Genomic DNA, 18,830 nt, shown 5'->3' with positions numbered 1-18,830 from the left:
ATGGCTGACCGACACCATCAGCCGCATCGCCGACCATCCAGCCCGCCAGATCAATGAACTGCTGCCGTGGAACTACCGTCCCGCCTGACGCGACGCCTTCACCGGACGCTTACCTCCGTTCGCAGGTTGAAGCGTAACTCTGATCGCGACGACGGCACTCGGGGTATGCAGGGCACCCGTTAATAGGCGTAGGCGTAGCGAGGTTCGCCCTGCATGGTCGTGCAATCGCCCCGCAAGGCGATCGACGACATTCTCAGCACTGTCAGACTCAAAGTCCGCAGCATCTTGCATACTCATTTATATTGTTGCGCCGGTTCTATCGCTTCACCGAAAAGAGTGCGCCATCCGTCGGCGAGGCGCTCGTCCTGCTGTCGGCCACCTTTTACTTGTCATGCCATCACGATGAGCTGGCGGAGGGACAGACAATATCAGGCTTTGCGGTTCACGATGAGTTCAGTGGTGCATGGCTAAGGAGATCGGCAAGAATAGCTGGCTCGAACCGCTAAGGAGAGAAAAGATGCAGCGAAAGATCCTTCTCGTCCCTCGCTAGTGCGCCCTCGCGACATTGACTGCGTCTCCCGCCTTGGCGCGGGACCGGCATGGCGGCGGCCACCATCGGGGCGGGCATGGCGGGGTTGGCATCAACGTTGGTCACGGAGGTGGATATTACGGTGGCTACCGCTATGCCCCCCTGTCCGCCTACTACGATGACCCTTATTTTTAAGATCCGCGCATCAGCTACCGGCAACGGGGCTACTACGACGATAATCGAGGCTATCGCCGTGACCATCATGACAGACGGCGGGAAGAGCGGCATCATTGACACAAATTGCAGGAATGGGTCGATCGGCCAGCGGATTAAGGACAATATGACCATGAAAATAGCGCAGATGTTGTCGATGTCAGCTTTCGCGGCGGCGCTTATATCCCCGAGCGTCGCGCAGACGCAATCTCACGGAGCAGGTGTCAACTGGAGCGGAGGACATGGCGGCGTCAGCTGGGACGGTGGGCACGGCTATGGCGGGGGGAGCTATCGCGGCTATCCTGCGAGCAATTCGCCACCCACATATCGCCTGCCTGTAGCCCAGCAGTCTGCGAACATGCCGCAGCGCCGCGGTCAAGTCGTCAGACCCGACAATGTCCGCCCGATGCCGGCGCTGCCGCGCGCCGGTGGTGATAGCAGCGACCGCCCCGGACGCGGCGGGCGCTAAGTCGATCATTTCAGTTCTTTCCGTTTCATTTAACGCCGAGCCACAGTGATGAGCCTGCCGGTTACGAAAATGGTCACCAGTGTTCCCAAGATTGACTGGCGTTGCTTAATCAAAAATGGGATCGGCATCGGCAATTCGCCACCGATGCCGCGTCACCGCCATCGCGAGCCACTAAGCCGCTATCAATAAGCGCCTTAAATGAACGGCTGCTGCAGCCACTATTCCGGAAGTATTCATCCCGACGGGCTCAATACATATCCATGACGATCCGTCATACAGTGAAGGAAAGATCATGAGGAAGTATTTGATCGCAGCTGCAGCGCTCCTGGCCTTCAACGCCCCAGCGGCGATGGCCCAGTCTCGGGATGGATATCGCGGTGGCCAGGACCATAGTGCGCAGCGTGGCTACGGCAACTCAGGCGGTTACGGTTACAACGGGGCATATGATTATGATGGCAACTATCGCCAGACATATCGCAACGAGCGCCGACAGGCCTATAGGCACAACAATCAACAATATCGCAACGATCGGGGATATCGCAACGAATGGCGTCACGAACGACAGGAGCGCCGTGAGCACCGCCGCGATGATCGCTACTAGCCCGTAAAATTCATCTGCTCGGTGGGCGCAGGCCACGATTTGGATTTTGGGCGGCTGGCCGACGCGTAGCTTCATTGCCGGGATGGTCCGGATTTCTGGTCGACCAAGGTTTGCGGGTTGAAGGGCGGGGTTTGATTTGAGGGGGCGCTGCCCCGTGGTTCAGGTGATGAGGCGAGGGACCCGATCGAGGGCGAGGCGGAAGATTTTCTGGTCGGGACAGGCGGTGGGCCATTGGATACGGATCATGGTCTTCAACTCGGTGACGCGGGCAGCGACCTTGATGAGGCGCAGGCGTAAAGTATCGAACTGGACGGTGCGCCAGGTTGAACGCTTGGGCATGGCGCTACGCAGCCCCCACATCAGCCAGTAGGCACCGGCATGGAGAAACAGGCGCAACTGGTTGGCCGTGGCCCTGGTGCAGGATGTGCGATCGGCGGCGAGGTGGGTTTTCCAGGACTTGATGTGATTTTCCGCCTGGCCTCGCCGGCAATAGACCTGCTCGTAGAGCAGGCGAGGCGAGCCCTTCTTGAGATTTGTGACGACGAAGCGGGTGTCCGCGCCCTGATCGCCGACCTCGACGCGCGCGATAATCCGCTCGACGCGGCTCCAGCTTTTGGCGCCGTCGTGAAAGGACTTGAAGCGACGCGCCTTGCCAGCTTCAGGTGCCGCGTCGAAGCGCGCTTTGGTGCTGGCCTCGAGATCGGCGATGTGACGGCGCAATGTCGACGTCGGCGCGACACCCAGGATAAATTCGTGCCCGCCGGCTCGGCACCAGTCGATGACTTCGGGGCAGCAATAGTGACTGTCGCCGCGCAGTAGGATTTGCGTCTTTGGCCAATTGGCGCGGATCGCCCGCATCAAGCGACGCAGGAAAGCCCTGATCTCCTTGCCGCCGGGCCGTTTGGCCGGGCGCAGGACGGCGGTGATGAACCGACCCTCACCATCGAACACGACGATGGGCTGGAATCCATATTCGTCGTGATGGGCATTGAACAATCGCAACTGCTGGCCGCCGTGCACGGCATCGAAGGTGTCATCAATGTCGAGGACAATGCGCCTGGGCACGGTGCGGAAACTCTCGCAGTACAGATCAACCATCGCCCGGCCCATGCGCAGGAGCGCACGCGTGTCGGGCAGGTTTTCCAGGCGTGAGATTGTCGGCTGCGAGCAAAGTGCACGGTCAGATGGAGTGAGGTCGAGCGCCATCTTGAAGACCGGGTCGATGCGCAGGCTGGAGGCGTCATTGCCATCTTCATAGCCCGCTGCGATCATCATCAGTCGGAACCGGATAATGTCGACAAGGGAGTGCGTGATATGATCCGGCGCACGGGGATCGTTGATGCAGGCAGCTATGCGATCGGCCACCCCAAGGCGCTGATCAACCTCGCGCAATAGCAAAATACCGCCGTCCGAGGAGAGCAGACCGCCATCGAATCTGGCGTCTATCCGCTTGCCAGAAACGGGTGACAAACCGGGCAGTGGCAGAGTAGAACCATCCATGGCGGGTGTGGCTTTCCTGAAATGACGTTGATCTGACTAGGCATCTAAATCATACGTTAAATCAGAATGTTACGCTACATCCGCCAACTCGCGTGAATTTTCCGGGCTAGGCTTGTTGTCTGAAAGTGTCGGGCCGGGCTCTCGATTCGTGGGTCAAGTTGTCCACGGACGAATAGGCATCCTTACCGCGCAACCAAGAGCGGTGCACCTCGGCGCTGCGGGGGGCGTGGCCAGCTCGCCGAAACGGCAGAGCTGGCCATTTCGCCGCTTCACGCGCTGAAGACTATGGTCATGCAGCCCACAGCGTCGAAATGCGCCGGCGCTGCGCAATTAGAGCAAGGGTAGTTTTTTGCCGCCAGTAGCGGCACATGGTTCCTACCCGCCGTCGCGGAGATACGTTAAGCGCCAGATGGAGCCGATGTGGGGGAATGGATTCAACAACTGATCGACCAACTCGGTTATGTCGGCATTGCCATCCTGATGTTTGCCGAGACGATTTTTCCGCCCCTCCCATCCGAGGTGATCATGCCGCTTGCTGGGCTCCGCGCGGCGCGCGGATCGCTGTCGCTGGCGAGCGCAGTCGCTGCGGGTTCCGTGGGCGCGATGGCGGGGAACCTTTGCTGGTATTTCGCTGCGCGATCGCTAGGCGCTCGCCGGTTTCGTCGGCTGCTCGAGCGCCATGGGCGATGGCTGGCACTCGATTGGTCGGAGGTCGAGCGCTCGAGGGACTGGTTCGACCGAAACGGCGCCGCTTTTGTGTGCCTCGGGCGGCTCATTCCGACGGTCAGATCAGTCGTGTCGGTTCCGGCAGGAATGCTTAAGATGCCGCTGCCTCGTTTTGCGGCCTGGTCTGCAGTTGGAACAGTCGCCTGGACGACGGCGCTGACGGTTGCCGGATATGCGCTGGGACAACAATATACCCAGGTGGAGCGTTATGTCGGGCCGGTCTCCACCGCTATCATCGTGCTGCTGGCAATTGGCTACGGCTGGCGGGTCGCGCGCTGGCACCGCAAGCCATGACGCGCGAGCTTAACAGAGTGGCGCTTGCGCTTGCGCGAGCCAATGAGCATGGCGGCGTAAAATGAAAGTTCATGATGAAGTTCCTGCGGCCGCGGATTTCTATTGGCGGGTGGAGCGGGCGACACGCGCCACCGTAATCGTGGATGCGGACGGTTATTTCACAGCCCTACGTTCGGCGATGCTGAAAGCCGAAAGGCGCATCCTGCTGGTCGGCTGGGATTTTGACGCGCGCATCAATTTCGCACACGGCGGGCAAGATGGCGGTCCGCCGACCGTGGGGGCGTTCATAAGCTGGCTGGTGAAGCAGAAGCCTGGCCTTCACGTTCATATCTTGCGCTGGGATACTGGCGCTCTCAAGACACTCTTTCACGGTCGCACTCTGCTCACAATCCTTCGCTGGATCCGCGACCCGCAAATCCACCTCAAGCTTGATGGACATCATCCCTTCGCCGGGTCGCATCATCAAAAAGTGGTGGTGATCGACGACGCTGTGGCGTTTTGCGGCGGCATCGACATGACGGAAGACCGCTGGGATACGCGCGAACACGTCGACGACGAGCCTCGACGCGTCGAACCGAGCGGCCGGCCCTACGGTCCCTGGCATGATGCGACGACGGCGCTTGAAGGGCCCGTGGCGATCGCGCTGGGGGACATGTGCCGGGCGCGGTGGCAGGCTGCCGGTGGTCGTGCGCTTGAACCTGTGCGCGGCGGCGCCGATTGCTGGCCGGACGGTCTGTCTGCCGATTTCACAAACGTGCCTGTGGGTATATCGCGGACGTTGCCAAAAATGGCCGATCGCGAACCAATCTATGAGATCGAGGCGCTCTATGTTGCATTGATCAAGCAAGCGCGGCGGTGGATTTATGCGGAAAGTCAGTATTTCGCCTCGCGTCTCATTGCGGAAGCAATCGCGCAGCGGTTGCACGAGCCCGATGGCCCCGAGATCGTCATCATCAATCCTGCCACCGCCAACGGGTGGCTTGAGCCGATCGCCATGGACTCAGCCCGAGCGCGTCTGATCGCGGCGCTGCGCGACTGCGACACCTATGGCCGGTTCCGGATGTATCATCCCGTCACAGCGGCGGGCGAGCCAATCTACGTCCATGCGAAGGTGACGGTGATTGATGATGAGCTGTTGCGCGTGGGATCGTCGAATTTCAACAACCGCTCGCTCCGTCTCGACTCTGAGTGCGATGTGACGATCGACGCCACGAATAGCGACCATCCGGAGACCGAGCGCATGGCAATCGCCGGCATCCGAAATTCCCTCCTTGCAGAACATCTCCACAGCGATTGCGCGATCGTGCAGGCGAAACTTGCCGAAACCGGATCGCTCATCGCCACGATTTCTGCGTTGAAGACGTCGGCAAGGTCGCTGCGCGAGTATGAGCTGCCCGCCCTGGCGCCTACTGAGCAGTGGCTGGCCGATACCAAGCTGCTCGATCCAGAAGGACCCGACGAAATGTTCGAAACCTTTTCCCAGCGTGAGAGCTTGTTGTCCCGCTTGAGGCACCACCACCACCGGAAGCGTGAATCAGCCGGAGAGAGGGGTGGCCGACGATAGCCGGAGCAAGCCGTGGGGGGTATGGCTCTAGATCTCTCGCCGACGCCTTCATCCAGTCGAGAACGGCGGCGGGGCCGCGGGTCAGGGCTAGTTACGCAGGGGCGGGAACCGTTTAATGCTTGGACGATTTTACAACACTAAACTAATTACAGGCAAAAATGACCCGATGACGGATGAGGCGTCACAACTTCTCAAATGACCGTGTATCGAAGACACGACGCTTTCATGTTTAATGCTGCTCGCCAGGCCGGTGTCGCTCCCCTCTTCTTTAAGAGCCCGCTGGAACAGAAGCAGGATCTTGGGATACGGCGTAGTAGCCGGCTGAACGAATTAACAGTTTCATGGTGGGCATCGTTTCCAGCGTTGACAATCATCGCACGACGAGCATGGCAATTGCGGCGGCTGCCATCACGCATGTCGCAAGCCACCCCAAGACCAGCAATTGTGGGCGGGCGGTAAACTTACCCATGGCCGAGTGCTTTGATACGACGATCATCATAGCGACCATTATCGGTACCGCCGTAACCCCGTTGATAACAGCACTCCAAAAGAGTGCCTTCAGGGGATCCAGCTCTGACCAGTCGATGCCAATTCCCAGTAGCGTGGCTAGCCCTATGACGACATAAAATCCGACGGCTTCCCAAGGTTTATGTTCGAGGCCGCACTTCCATCCGCGGCTTTCACCTATGGCATATGCTGCCGAACCTGCCAGGACCGGCACCGCGAGCAAGCCGGTGCCGATGATGCCGAGCGCGAACAGCAGGAAGGCAAATCTACCAGCAACAGGCTCAAGCGCTTTCGCCGCGTCGGCTGCGGTTCCGATTGATGTTTGACCTGACGCGTGAAGGGTCGCCGCAGTCGCGATCATGATCGCCAAGGCCACCAAATTGGAAATTGCCATGCCAGAGAAAGTGTCGAGCCGCATGCGGCGAAACTCCCGCCTGGCCTGCCAGGGTGCTTCGACGAGCGGCTCAGCATCATCATCTTGGGTGACCTCTTCCACTTCCTGCGCGCTTTGCCAGAAAAAGAGATATGGGCTGATCGTCGTGCCGAAGATCGCGACAATCGTGACGACGGCTTCCTTGCTGCTAACGGAGGGCATGATCAAGCCAAGGTCTATGAGACTCCAGTCAAGCTTTACCATGAATAATACTGCTACATAGGCCAAGAGGACCAGCGTGAGCCATTTCAACAGACTGGAATATCGGCGGTAGGGGACAAAGAGTTGCAGAGTGAGGGACACGAGAGCGAACAGGATCGTAAAAATATGCGAGCCCCAACCCACAACCATTTCGGCTGCGGCACCCATTGCTGCAATGTCGGCACCGATATTGATGGTGTTGGCGATAAACAGGAGTGAGACCAAACCCGTCACCAACCACCTTGGTAATATGTCGCCCATATTTTTGGCGAGCCCGCAGCCGGTCACCCGGCCGATATGTGCGCTAACAAGTTGAACGGAACACATGAGCGGGTAGGCCAGCACCATGGTCCAAAGCAGCCCAAAGCCAAACTGCGCACCGGCTTGGGAGTAAGTCGCGATCCCGCTAGGGTCGTCGTCCGCTGCGCCCGTGACGAGGCCAGGACCGAGTTGCTTGAAGAGTGCGATCGACCGCAAGCGGGCGCCAAGTTTCATAAAAATCCTGTCTTTTGGAAATCGCAAAAGGTCACTAAAAGAAGCTGCTTGAACTTAGCGCTCGGGAGACGAAAAGCTCGGCGTCGTTGCGCATGACAACCCGATCTCCTAGAGCTTGAGGACCTTGTGTGAAACAACTCATAGTGTTCGACCTTGATGGAACCTTGGCGGAGAGTAAGAGGCCGATAAGGGACAGCATGGGCGAGGCCCTCGCCGACCTGCTCAACGTTGCGCAAGTTGCGGTCATCTCTGGGGGAGATTGGCCGCAGTTTGAAAAGCAGGTCGCGCAACGGCTCCCGGCGAGAGCTGACGCCTCGAAACTCTGGCTCATGCCTACCACCGGAACAAAATTATATCGATATGATGGTGGCTGGCGGCGCATCTATGCCGAACTCTTTGATGATAAGCAGCGGCGCGCCATTCTTGAAGCGTTCGATGCAGCTCTTGCAGCAACCGGTTTTACCCCGACGGAGATATGGGGCGAGCGGATAGAAGATCGCGGCAGCCAGATCACTTTTTCCGCGCTCGGACAGGAGGCACCGCTGGATGCGAAAGAAAAATGGGATCCTGATTTTGCCAAACGCAAGATCATACGATCCGATCTTGCGGGGCGCTTACCCGGTCTATCTATCAACATGGGGGGGGCGCTACGTCCATCGACGTCACCCAGGGCGTCGATAAAGCCTATGGTCTTAAAAAACTGAGCGTGTCTAGCGGACTTGCCCTTGATGCGATGATGTTCATCGGGGACGCGATATTCCCTGGGGGAAATGATTATCCTGCGAAGACGCTTGGCCTGGACACGGTACGAGTGCGGGATCCAGAGGAAACCTTGGCCGTCGTTACCGCTATTTTCGCGTGTCAAAAGTAACGCGTGGGCGAGGCAGGCAAGAGCCGTTGCCTCGGATAGGGTAATGCGAACATGACAGTAAGGTGGTCTGCGACCACCGCTATGGTTTCCGTCACTGCAGACGGCTTGCCTGCACGTCACCTTCTCCACGCACACTCTTACAGTCTCGGTCCCGGCGGCCTTCTCTCACGAACAAGATTTGCTTCGATTTTCGCGACGAGGGCTAAGGTCGCTTTCGTCCGCTGCCGGGCGCGCAGGAAAGCGACGAGAGTGTACCCAAGTACGAATACGGACAGCAAGGTGCTGGCGGCGGTGAGCGCGTGGGTGGGTAAGCCCGCTAACAAGCCGGCGAAAATTAGGGTGCCCGCTGCGACGACGATGATCGGCAACGAAAGCCTCTCTTTTTTGACAGGCGCGTTCTGGGGAAAGGGCGCTGCAGAGCCGATTTCATGTCGCATCCGAGCAATCTCCTTATCTGGAACCTTTGAGCAGCTATCGGAGTATCAAGGCCGTTCGGAAAACGCCGATAGGCGTGCCAAGTTGCATGTCGTACAACTTTTCTCGATCGCCTCCACCGGGGCATTCACATCATAGCAACATGAATATCTTATCGCGCATTGCGCACGAAACTCATTTCGCGGTTACATCGGTACAATTATCTGCTAGGCGCCCTTCTTGAATGTCAAGATTGTCCACCTTCTTCCTGTATGTCGCGGTTCTCCTCTCCCTGGGGATAGGATCGGTCGCGCATTCGGCGGAGGGCCCGAAATGCCTGGACGCCCGCTCAGCGGTAGCTCTCGAGCATGTTGCCGGCGATCGTGATCAGGTCCCGGCTGATGCCGAGAAGGGATATCCGCATCATCATGGTGGTTGTCACGGACACCAGATCGGGGTTCCTACCAAGTTAGAGGTCGTCCCTCAGAGCATTGAACCACGCGTGGTCCCTCGTCCCTTGGTCTTCGACCGTATGGCGCGAGCGCCGTCTGGTCCTACGCTGCGACCCCCGATAGTCTGATGAATCTCTAGTCCCTGTCGGCAACGCCGGCGGGCTTTCAGGTTCGTCAGGAGTCCATCATCTATGCACCGTGTCATCGCGGCCCTTATGGCCGTCACGTCCTGCGCGTCGATCGCGCAGGCGCAGACGGCGACATCGCCACCGTCTGCCAATCAGCCCATTTTTTCACTCGACCGCGCACGAACAATTGCCGGGGGCACCTCACCCACGATCGAATCGGCGGCGGCTGGACTGCGTTCCGCGGCGGCTGGCCGCACGATTGCGGGTCTTCGTCCGAATCCCCAGGTCCAAGTCCAAACTGAAAATATCGCCGGGTCCGGCCTATACCGCGGCATTCGAAGCGCCGAGACGACGGCGACCCTCGCATTGCCTATCGAACTGGGGGGCAAGCGGTCCGCGCGAATTGCCGTCGCTGACTCGCGGACCGCGCGGGCCCAGATCGATGCGGCAACAGCACTTGCCGATCTGAACCTGCGCATTTCGCAAGCCTATATTGTAGCGGCTGCGGCCGAACGACGGGTGGACGTTGCGCGTCAGCAGGCGGGTATCGCCGGCAACGCATTTAAGGCGGCGCGAACTCGCGTGACGGCTGGCGCAGGCGCACCGATCGATCAGCAGCGTGCCGATGTCCTGCGCGTGAACGCTGATGTCGGCCTGGAGCGAGCGGTTCGTGAGGCCGAGGTTGCGCGGGGAAACCTCGCTCGACTCATCGGCCAACCCATTGATGGCGCGCTCGATCTGGCGTGGTTCGATCGGGTGGGCGGCTATGGCCCGACGCTGCCGTTCGATCCTAGCGGAACCCTCGCGTTGGCAGCAGCACAAGCCGATCTGAACACCGCGAAGGCGCAGGTTCGTCTTGCTAGATCCCAGCGTATCCCAGACATTACAGTCAGTGCCGGGGCACGACGCTTATCTCAGACCAACGACACGGCGGCGGTCATCGGGATCGCCATACCATTCCCGCTCTTCAACAACGGAGCGGCGGCCGTAAGCCAGGCGCGGGCTGAGCAGGCAAGGGCCGACGCCAACCGGCGCCTAGCTATCATCGACGCTGAACAGGCTATCGCGAGCGCCCAGGCAGAACTCGCCAACGCCGCGGCGACAGCGAGAGCGGCTGGCGGGCCAGGCCTTGCGGCCGCTTCCGAAGCCGCACGGATTGCTCGGGTCGGTTATGCGCAAGGCAAGTTCAGCCAATTGGACCTCCTCCAGGCGGAGCAAACGCTGGCCGAAACAAGGGCGGCGTTCACCGATGCGCTTGCAGCCTATCACGATGCCGAGGCTCGCCTTGAGCGTCTAACGGCACCGGCTCCAGAGCTGGGAAGCCTCTGAATGTTTCCTTTCTTTCCTTCCGCGGCGCCAGCCGATGCGTCCGTTTCCCCAATCGCGGTCGCGGCCGTGCCGCCGATCGCCGGGCCCACCTGTCCGGCCCAGCCAAATTCCGGAGATTATTTATGATCGAACAAGACAAGCGCCTTTATGGCGGCGTCGCCGCCGCTGTGCTCGTAGCTGCGATCGGCGGCTTCAGCGTAGCAAAATGCACAACCGATGCCCCACCGGCCGCCACCGAAGCGGCAGCGAAACCAGATGGGGAAAAGAAGGCTGGCGACGTTGACACCCTCGCCATGACCGCAGCGTCGATCAAAAATGCCGGGGTTGTCATCGAGACGATCAATGCCGGCGGTCTTGGGGCTGAGATCGTGAGCCAGGCTATCGTCGCACCATCGCCAACCGGCGAAGCCATCGTGACGGCCCGCGCGGGCGGCGCTGTAACGCGGATTTTCAAGCGCCTCGGTGATTCGGTCCGCGCCGGCGAAGCGCTCGCCGTAGTTGAGAGCCGCGATGCAGCACAAATCGCCGCTGATCGCACTGCCGCCGGCGCCAAGGCAGTTCTTGCGCAAAAGTCACTCGCCAGAGAACGCTATCTCTTCGACCAGAAGGTTTCCGCCCGAGTCGATCTGGAGCAGGCGCAAGCTGAGGCGGCAGTAGCTAGCGCCGAGGCCCAGCGCGCAAGAGTAGCGGCGGGCGCCGCCAACGTCACTTCGGATGGCCGGGGCGTGGTCCTCGCCAGTCCGATTTCAGGCCGTGTAACATCGATGAAGGTGAGCCTCGGAGCATTTGTCCAACCTGAAACCGAACTGTTTCGGGTCGCTGATCCTCGACAAATCCAGATCGACGCGGCCGTTGGCCCCGCCGATGCGTCTCGCCTCGTTGCAGGTGATCGAGCCATTGTCGAACTTCCCGATGGTCGCACTCTCGATGCCCGGGTTCGCGCGGTCACGCCAACGCTGAGCGGCGAAACGCGTGCCGCCACAGCCGTGCTCGATGTGACCGGGGGAGTCCTTCAGCCGGGGCTCGCCGTCCGCGTGCGGCTCCTGCCAAGCCACGGCGAGACGTCGAACGCTATAGTGGTCCCCGAAGACGCGGTCCAGACGCTCGAAGGTCGTGATGTGGTGTTCGTGCGAACCGCCAAAGGCTTCCGCACTCAGGACGTCACGATCGGCCAGCGCAGCAATGGGCGGGTCGAGATCGTCAAGGGTCTGACATCAGGAACCCAGGTCGCCACCAAGAACGCATTTTTGCTCAAAGCCGAACTCGGCAAGGGCGCGGGCGAGGAGGAATAGACCATGATCGCAAATCTCATGGCGCTCTCCGTCCGCGCCCGCTGGACGGTCCTCGCATTGTTCCTCGTCATCGCCGGCCTAGGCCTATGGCAGCTCACCAAGCTGCCGATCGACGCGGTGCCCGATATCACCACCAAACAGGTCCAGATCAACACGATCGACCCGCGCCTGTCGCCGGTCGAAATCGAGAAGCTCGTCACCTATCCGGTTGAAATCGCGCTCGCCGGTATCCCCGGTCTGGAAACCACGCGTTCGATTTCGCGCAACGGCTTCAGCCAGGTCAGTGCGATTTTCACCGACAGCACTGATCTTTACTTCGCGCGTCAACAGGTGGGTGAGCGCCTGCGTCAGGCGACTGAGAACCTGCCGGATGGCGTGCAACCGCAGGTCGGACCGGTCTCAACCGGTCTCGGTGAGATCGTCATGTACACAGTCGGCTATGCCAATCCGGACGGCAAGGGCGCCAAAAAAGTCGCAGGCCAACCGGGGTGGCAGCCGGACGGCAGTTATCTGACGCCCGAAGGCGAACGACTAACGGACGCGGTGGCCAAGGCGAGCTATCTGCGAACTGTCCAAGACTGGATTATCGGCCCACAGCTTCGCTCGGTGAAAGGCGTTGCCGGCGTCGACTCCATTGGTGGTTATGCGAAGACGTTTGTGGTCGAACCAGACCCGACGAAACTCGCCAGTTTCGGCATCTCTTACAGCGAACTTGGCCAAGCTCTCGAGAACGCCAATCTCGCGGTCGGCGCCAATTATTACAACAAGGGCGGCGAGGCCTATCTCGTCCGCGTAGACTCTCGCGTGCGTACCGTCGACGAAATCCGCAACGCTGTCGCTGCGACGCGGGGCGGGACGCCAGTCACGATCGGTCAACTTGCCAATGTTCGCGTTGGCGGTGACTTGCGGACCGGCGCCGGGAGCATGAACGGCCAGGAAGCGGTCATCGGCACCGTGCTGATGTTGATCGGCCAAAACAGCCGGATTGTTGCCACGGAGGCCTCGTCCAAGCTCGATCAGGTTGCGAAAACACTGCCGCCCGGCGTCCAGGTCAAGGTGGTGTTGAACCGCGCTGAGTTGGTCGGCGCTACGGTTGCGACGGTCCAGCGCAATCTGACCGAAGGCGCGATCCTCGTTGCGGTGGCGCTGTTCCTGCTGCTTGGCAACTGGCGTGCCGCGGTGATCGCGGTGCTGGTCATCCCGTTCTCGTTCCTGATGATGGCCATGGGCATGAACGCGTTCAACGTGCCTGGCAACCTGATGAGCCTGGGCGCGCTCGACTTCGGTCTGATCGTCGACGGCGCGGTCATCATCATTGAAAACTGCCTCGCCAGATTGGCGCACCGGCAAGAACATGAAGGTCGGTTGCTCTCACTCCGGGAACGGTTGGAAGAGACGATGCGAGCCGCACAGGAGATGATCAAACCGACCGTCTTCGGTCAGGCGATCATCCTGCTCGCTTTCGCCCCGCTGCTCACGTTCACGGGCACCGAAGGGAAGACGTTCTCGCCAATGGCGATAACGATCATGCTCGCGCTGGTAGCCGCATTTGTGCTGGCAATCACGCTGGTGCCAGCACTGGTCGCGATAATGATACGCGGCAAAGTCGCAGAGAAGGACGTGTGGTTGATCCGCAAGTCCAAGGAACGCTACCTGCCGCTGCTGGATCAGGCGATCAAGCGCCCGTGGCCATTCATCCTCGGCGGGTTGGCCTTCTTTCTAGCGGCAATTCCGGCGTTTGGGCTGCTAGGCTCGGAATTCATTCCGCAGTTAGATGAAAAGAATCTCGCCTTTGCCTCTACGCGTGTGCCCTCGGTTAGTCTTGACCAATCGCTGCTGATGGAACGCAAGGTCGAGGAGGCGGTAATCAAAATTCCGGAAGTCGCCTTAATGTTCTCGAAGACAGGCACTGCGGAAGTAGCAAGCGATCCGATGCCGCCGAACGTCTCGGATGGCTTCGTTATCTTGAAAGAGAAGGACCAGTGGGCGGAAGGTACAACCAAAGCCGATGTGGTCGCCAAGATTGAGAAGGCGACCGGCGGTCTCCTTGGCAATCTTTACGAGGTCAGTCAGCCGATCCAGCTACGATTTAACGAGCTGATCGCGGGTGTTCGCGGCGATGTTGCGATCAAGCTCTACGGCGACGATCTCGACAAGATGGCGCTGACGGCAAATGAGATGGTGCGAGTACTCCAGACCATACCCGGTGCGGCCAGCGTCAAGGCCGAACAGGTCGGTGGCGCGCCGGCGCTCGACGTGAAGCTCGACCGCGCCGCGATCGCGCGCCTCGGCCTCACCGTCCGTGACGTTGCGGATACGGTTGCGGCAGGGCTCGGCGGGCGTGAGTCGGGGCTTGTGTACGAGGGCGACCGGCGATTCGACGTCACCGTGCGCGTCCCTGAGGCTACCCGCGCCAATCTCGACGACATCCGGACATTGCCAGTGCTGCTCCCGGAGGTGGAAGGGAGGCCGCGCGCCCAAGTGCCGCTGGCACAGGTCGCGCAGATCCGGCTTACGGAAGGGCTGAATCAGATCAGTCGTGAGAACGGCAAGCGCCGTGTGGTCGTCCAGGTCAATCTCGGCGGACGCGATGCCGGTTCGTTCGTTCAGGAGGCCCAAGCGAAGATCGCACAGGTGAAGCTGCCGGCGGGCTACTACCTCGAATGGGGTGGTCAGTTCGAGAACCTTGCCGCGGCATCGAAACGACTGTCGATCGTGGTGCCGTTGTGCTTTCTGGTCATCTTCGGGCTGCTTTACATGGCGCTGGGTGGATTCGGCCGGGCGGCGGCGGTGTTCCTCGCGGTTCCGCTAGGGCTCGCGGGCGGCGTCTTCACGCTTGTGCTCACCGGCATCAACTTCTCGGTGTCGGCGGCGGTGGGGTTCATCTGCCTCGCCGGTGTGGCAGTGCTGAACGGACTGGTCGTCATGTCTGCAATTCGTGAACGCAGCGAAGCAGGACAGCCCATCGCGCAAGCGATCCGCGGAGGCATGGCCGACAAGATGCGAGCGGTCATCATGACCGGGTTCGTGCCGGCGATCGGCTTCGTGCCGATGGCGCTCGCGCACGGTACCGGCGCTGAGGTGCAGAAACCACTCGCCACCACGGTCATCGGCGGGCTGATCGCGGCGACTATTCTGACACTGCTGGTTTTGCCCGCGATCGCCAAGGTCGTTCTCGACGCCGGCGAACGCATCGCTGCACGGCGGACAACCAAACAGCCGGTCGCAGAGCCGGCGCATCAGGAGTAAGGGTCATGGAAACCAAATTGCTACGCATCTACACTGACGAGTCCGCATACTTCGGCGACCGCAAGGTGTTTCAGGAGATTGCCGTGCGGGCGAAAGACGCTCGTCTCGCTGGGGTAACGATCCTGGAGGCGCTCATTGGCTTTGGCAAATCAGCGCACATCCATCAGCGACATGTGTTCGAAAGCGACCGGGCAGTCGTCATCGAGATAGTCGATCTCGATCCGAGCTTGCGCGCGTTTGTGGAGAGTCTCAGCGAAATCTCGGGCATCGGGTTGATGACCTTGGAGGCCGTCGAGGTGCTTGGCGGCAAGGCGCGTGTCACCATCGCACAGGCCGACGAATGACGGCGACCCTCGCACTTAGAGGCGCAAGTCCTAGATGCGGGAAAGCATGTCAGCGCTCCTAACATCGCGCTTGGGAACCTCTCCCCCGCTCAACCGGTGGGGGAGGGGACCGGTGCTTGCGGGACATACCCCCCTGTTCGTTGTCGAAAGCACGGTCCATTTGGCGTTGCCGCTCGCGCGCGTGTTGCGCTTACTTGTCGATCTCGCGCACCATTCCGACTGGCATCCGAGGCTTACACTCAAGGGCATCGCGAGCGTTGGCCCTGAGATTGGTTTCAAACTTAAGACGGGCATGCGTTCGTTTCCGGAGGTCTCCACAACGGCGGATGTGACACACGTGGATCGACACGCCGCATTTTCTTTGAAACTCGGCCTGAAGGGCGTGCTGGAAGTCGAACAAGGCTTTGAACTAGCGAAATCCGACAGCGGAGGAGGCCGCCCTTGCGCGGCCTCCGGTTTCACCGCGCCTTGGCCGGACAGGACAGACAGCCATGAAGGAAGCGACTACTTTCGATTTCAATATGTCAGCACTGCGAGTGTGGTCGCTGATCTCCGATCTGAGGGGGTTCGCACGGTGGCACCCCATCTACCGCATCGCGGGCGATGCCGAACGTGGTGCCGAAATGGACGTCACCTGGCTGCTCTTCAAAGGCGATCGCAAGATGACGACGCAAATGGTCATCAACCGCCTGACGAAGCCGCAGCTCATCGGGTGGCAGATGGGCGTAAAGGGCTTCTTCACGTTCGACGAACGCTACGAGATCGAGCCGATCGCGAACGGCGTCTCGATTCACCATTCGGTCGAATGTCGGGGCATCATCGGCGGCCTGGTCGGCCGCATGATGCGCAAGGGTCTGCGGCGGACAATGCGGGTACAGGATGCGGCGTTTCTCGCCCTCCTGCGCCGGCAATCGCGACTGCCAGGGCGGTCCATGCGGCATCATCGGCGCCCCATCAAACCAACGCCTCCTCCTCGCGGCGCCGCGAACGACTGACGGGGCGGAAGAAAGGAACCCATCATGGTAGATAGCCCTCGCCCTCAAGGGCTGCTGTGCCCGACGTGCCGCGTCGATCTCGTCATGAGCGAGCGGCAGGGAATCGAGATTGACTATTGCCCGCAATGCCGCGGGGTCTGGCTTGATCGCGGCGAACTCGACAAGATCATCGAGCGCAGCGCCGGCGATGACAGCGCGCGGCCGTTGAGCGGCGTCCGTCTTGGAATATCGGACGATCGCGGCCATGGCGATCATGGCGGAAAGCACGGCTACGAGCGGGGCCATAAGGGGCGCCGCAAGAGCTTTCTCAGCGAATTGTTCGACTGACTGCTATGGATCGGCCGCCACACAACGAGTCCTTCGGGTGTCCGTGTGAGAACGGCCCGCGCCATGGGCGTGCCCCCTGTAGCGCCCATGGCGATAGATCGTGGAAAGACGGGGAAATAGCGGCTCGGCGCCTCCGGAGCGGCCCGGTTCGGGGGATCATCCTCGCGACCGGGCTTGCTCTGGCGCCGGGGCTGCTCGGCTGCTCGCCAGCCACGAACAAGACCGAGGCCGAAGCGTCGCGTGATCGCGAGCTGCCCGACTTCATCGGCGAGCATTTCTACGCCTGTCCTGATGGGTCGCGCCTCGATGTCGACTTCCTCGGCGATGGCCTGACCCTCGACATAAAGACCAGACCGAACGCCGCTCCGGAACGGGTGACATCGCCGGCAAGCGGGCGGACCTATGTCGGCCAGAATCTCAACGTGTCGATCTCAGGCGGCGACCGGATCACGCTCAAGCGCCCCGGCGCGCCGGCCTTGGCCTGCAACAGGGTGCTGGCCTATCAGGATTCAGCGGACGGGATAGCGAGCGGCCAGGCCGAAGGATCGGCCGCATGATGACGATCTCGTCATGGGAGGAGTCCTTTTCCCATATCGTCAGTCTCGCGCTGGCCTATGCGCTGGCGCTTCCGGTTGGCTGGAACCGGGAGAAGGACGAACGCAGCGCCGGCATCCGGACCTTTCCGCTGGTCGCCATCGCCAGTTGCGGATTCGTGCTCGTCGGTATCGCGATACTCGGACGCACATCGCCTGCCCAAGCACGCCTTCTCGAAGGATTGATCACCGGCGTCGGCTTCATCGGCGGCGGCGCCATATTAAAGTATCGCGGAAAAGCGTCCGGGACCGCAACCGCGGCAAGTCTCTGGGCGACCGGGGCGCTGGGCGCCGCAGTCGGCTATGGTCTTTACGACATCGCGGTAGTTCTAAGCCTGACGACCTTCCTGACGCTGCACTTCTCTCACCCGCTGAAGCGTGCTTCGCAAGATCACGTTAAGCCGGCGGACCGGCAATGAGGCACAATCGTCCCTCCGAAACTCGCGCGACGCGGCGAGTGCACAAGAGTGGCGGGCAATTCGGGCCGGTGTTGCTGCCTCCAAGCGACGACCGTCGTTCGCGCTTGGCGCGCTGGGCTTCTCTGCTCGAACGCGATCCGCATCGGCTTATCGCGCTGCTGCGTCCGTCTTGGGCAGCGGGCGAAGACACCGCACCGATGGCGGCGAGCCCAAGTGCCATCGACCTGGCTTGGGCCGACCCGGTTTTTCGCGTGACGGGTCTCACGGCACGCTCTCGGGCTGACGTAAAATTGTTTTTCCGCCTTTCGGATACCGAGCTGGACAGGATCGCGTCGGGGTCTTGGCGCATCCCGGTGCGCCCCGCGTGGCAGGTCGCGGCGCGAATACGCAACGTCGCTGATCCACGCCATGAAAGACTGATCCTGGTTGGCATCATGGTCATGATCGTCTGCGTCATTGGAGCTGCTCAATGGCTCTTATGAGTAGCAGGATGTTCCCGGAGGCACACATGACGCCATTTCGGATGGGAATCGCCGGCATATGCGTTGTGCTGACATTATCCGGCTGTTCCGAACAGCCTCGCAAAGCGCCGCCGACCGAACAGGAAATCCACGCCGGTGACAGCGGCGATGCCAGCGGCATCGCCGGTCGCCACCCCTATCGGTGCGACGACGATCGCCCGCTCCTCGTCGACTTCAAAAATGAGGGCCTGACGCTCGAACTACGCCGCGACGGGAACGCTGCGCCGGTTGTCCTGACCGCGCCTGCGGCCGGGCTTCAATATGTCGGCGATACGATGAGCGCTATGTTCTCGGGCAACGAACTCAAGATCGAGGAAGGGGACAAGCCCCCTGTCTTGTGCACGAAGGATACGAGCTTGTGACT

Annotated in this window: 17 protein-coding genes and 1 pseudogene; 15 read left to right on the top strand and 3 right to left on the bottom strand. The window is 60.8% G+C overall.

Going from position 1 to position 18,830, the window contains the following annotated elements; translation table 11 throughout:
• Window positions 1–599: 599 nt before the first annotated feature.
• Window positions 600–1,211, top strand: coding sequence for a hypothetical protein (locus FFS35_RS18480; RefSeq protein ID WP_137788333.1), 612 nt, complete (start codon window positions 600–602; stop codon window positions 1,209–1,211).
• Between the two features lie 292 nt (window positions 1,212–1,503).
• The gene (locus FFS35_RS18475; protein ID WP_137788332.1) at window positions 1,504–1,812 is read left to right on the top strand and encodes a hypothetical protein; all 309 of its coding nucleotides are present in this window, start codon (window positions 1,504–1,506) and stop codon (window positions 1,810–1,812) included.
• Window positions 1,813–1,971: 159 nt separating this feature from the next.
• Here the strand turns inward: FFS35_RS18475 and FFS35_RS18470 are convergent, their stop codons facing one another.
• The gene (locus FFS35_RS18470; RefSeq protein WP_137788331.1) at window positions 1,972–3,312 is read right to left on the bottom strand and encodes an IS1380 family transposase; all 1,341 of its coding nucleotides are present in this window, start codon (window positions 3,310–3,312) and stop codon (window positions 1,972–1,974) included.
• 420 nt (window positions 3,313–3,732) lie between these two features.
• Here FFS35_RS18470 and FFS35_RS18465 point away from each other — a divergent pair, with 420 nt between their 5' ends.
• Complete coding sequence (locus tag FFS35_RS18465) at window positions 3,733–4,332, top strand: DedA family protein (RefSeq protein WP_137788330.1); 600 nt, start codon at window positions 3,733–3,735, stop codon at window positions 4,330–4,332.
• A 61-nt stretch (window positions 4,333–4,393) separates the two neighbouring features.
• Complete coding sequence (locus FFS35_RS18460) at window positions 4,394–5,896, top strand: phospholipase D-like domain-containing protein (protein WP_137788329.1); 1,503 nt, start codon at window positions 4,394–4,396, stop codon at window positions 5,894–5,896.
• A 370-nt stretch (window positions 5,897–6,266) separates the two neighbouring features.
• Here the strand turns inward: FFS35_RS18460 and FFS35_RS18455 are convergent, their stop codons facing one another.
• On the bottom strand, window positions 6,267–7,532 hold the full coding sequence (locus tag FFS35_RS18455; protein WP_137788328.1) for a divalent metal cation transporter: 1,266 nt from the start codon (window positions 7,530–7,532) through the stop codon (window positions 6,267–6,269).
• A 128-nt stretch (window positions 7,533–7,660) separates the two neighbouring features.
• Between FFS35_RS18455 and FFS35_RS18450 the strand changes: the two are divergent.
• Window positions 7,661–8,403, top strand: a pseudogene (locus tag FFS35_RS18450) (HAD-IIB family hydrolase).
• 137 nt (window positions 8,404–8,540) lie between these two features.
• Here FFS35_RS18450 and FFS35_RS18445 read toward each other — a convergent pair.
• The gene (locus tag FFS35_RS18445) at window positions 8,541–8,840 is read right to left on the bottom strand and encodes a hypothetical protein (protein WP_137788327.1); all 300 of its coding nucleotides are present in this window, start codon (window positions 8,838–8,840) and stop codon (window positions 8,541–8,543) included.
• A gap of 620 nt (window positions 8,841–9,460) precedes the next feature.
• On the opposite strand from FFS35_RS18445, the gene FFS35_RS18440 reads away from it, so the two are divergent.
• The 10 genes from FFS35_RS18440 to FFS35_RS18395 all read left to right on the top strand — a co-directional run bounded on the left by FFS35_RS18440 (window position 9,461) and on the right by FFS35_RS18395 (window position 18,828).
• Entirely contained in the window at window positions 9,461–10,726 is a 1,266-nt protein-coding gene (locus FFS35_RS18440) for a TolC family protein (RefSeq protein ID WP_137788326.1), read from the top strand.
• A gap of 122 nt (window positions 10,727–10,848) precedes the next feature.
• The gene (locus tag FFS35_RS18435; protein ID WP_137788325.1) at window positions 10,849–12,018 is read left to right on the top strand and encodes an efflux RND transporter periplasmic adaptor subunit; all 1,170 of its coding nucleotides are present in this window, start codon (window positions 10,849–10,851) and stop codon (window positions 12,016–12,018) included.
• 3 nt (window positions 12,019–12,021) lie between these two features.
• Complete coding sequence (locus FFS35_RS18430; RefSeq protein ID WP_137788324.1) at window positions 12,022–15,267, top strand: CusA/CzcA family heavy metal efflux RND transporter; 3,246 nt, start codon at window positions 12,022–12,024, stop codon at window positions 15,265–15,267.
• Between the two features lie 5 nt (window positions 15,268–15,272).
• A complete protein-coding gene (locus tag FFS35_RS18425) occupies window positions 15,273–15,611 on the top strand; it encodes a DUF190 domain-containing protein (protein WP_137788323.1) in 339 nt (112 codons plus the stop codon).
• A gap of 491 nt (window positions 15,612–16,102) precedes the next feature.
• Complete coding sequence (locus tag FFS35_RS18420) at window positions 16,103–16,606, top strand: SRPBCC family protein (RefSeq protein ID WP_137788322.1); 504 nt, start codon at window positions 16,103–16,105, stop codon at window positions 16,604–16,606.
• 24 nt (window positions 16,607–16,630) lie between these two features.
• Window positions 16,631–16,933: a zf-TFIIB domain-containing protein gene (locus FFS35_RS18415; RefSeq protein ID WP_137788321.1), complete on the top strand. Its 303-nt coding sequence runs from the start codon at window positions 16,631–16,633 to the stop codon at window positions 16,931–16,933.
• 5 nt (window positions 16,934–16,938) lie between these two features.
• Entirely contained in the window at window positions 16,939–17,490 is a 552-nt protein-coding gene (locus FFS35_RS18410) for a hypothetical protein (protein ID WP_137788320.1), read from the top strand.
• The gene (locus FFS35_RS18405; protein ID WP_137788336.1) at window positions 17,490–17,945 is read left to right on the top strand and encodes an MgtC/SapB family protein; all 456 of its coding nucleotides are present in this window, start codon (window positions 17,490–17,492) and stop codon (window positions 17,943–17,945) included. Before FFS35_RS18410 ends, FFS35_RS18405 begins: the two co-directional genes overlap by 1 nt.
• 104 nt (window positions 17,946–18,049) lie before the next feature.
• A complete protein-coding gene (locus tag FFS35_RS18400; RefSeq protein WP_137788335.1) occupies window positions 18,050–18,427 on the top strand; it encodes a hypothetical protein in 378 nt (125 codons plus the stop codon).
• Window positions 18,428–18,453: 26 nt separating this feature from the next.
• Window positions 18,454–18,828 (top strand): hypothetical protein, encoded by a 375-nt coding sequence (locus FFS35_RS18395; RefSeq protein ID WP_137788319.1) that lies wholly within the window; start codon window positions 18,454–18,456, stop codon window positions 18,826–18,828.
• The last annotated feature ends 2 nt before the right edge of the window (window positions 18,829–18,830 follow it).

The organism is Sphingomonas sp. 3P27F8, assembly GCF_005502745.1.
Taxonomy (GTDB): Bacteria; Pseudomonadota; Alphaproteobacteria; order Sphingomonadales; family Sphingomonadaceae; genus Sphingomonas.
This window is presented reverse-complemented; position numbering and strand designations above follow the sequence as displayed.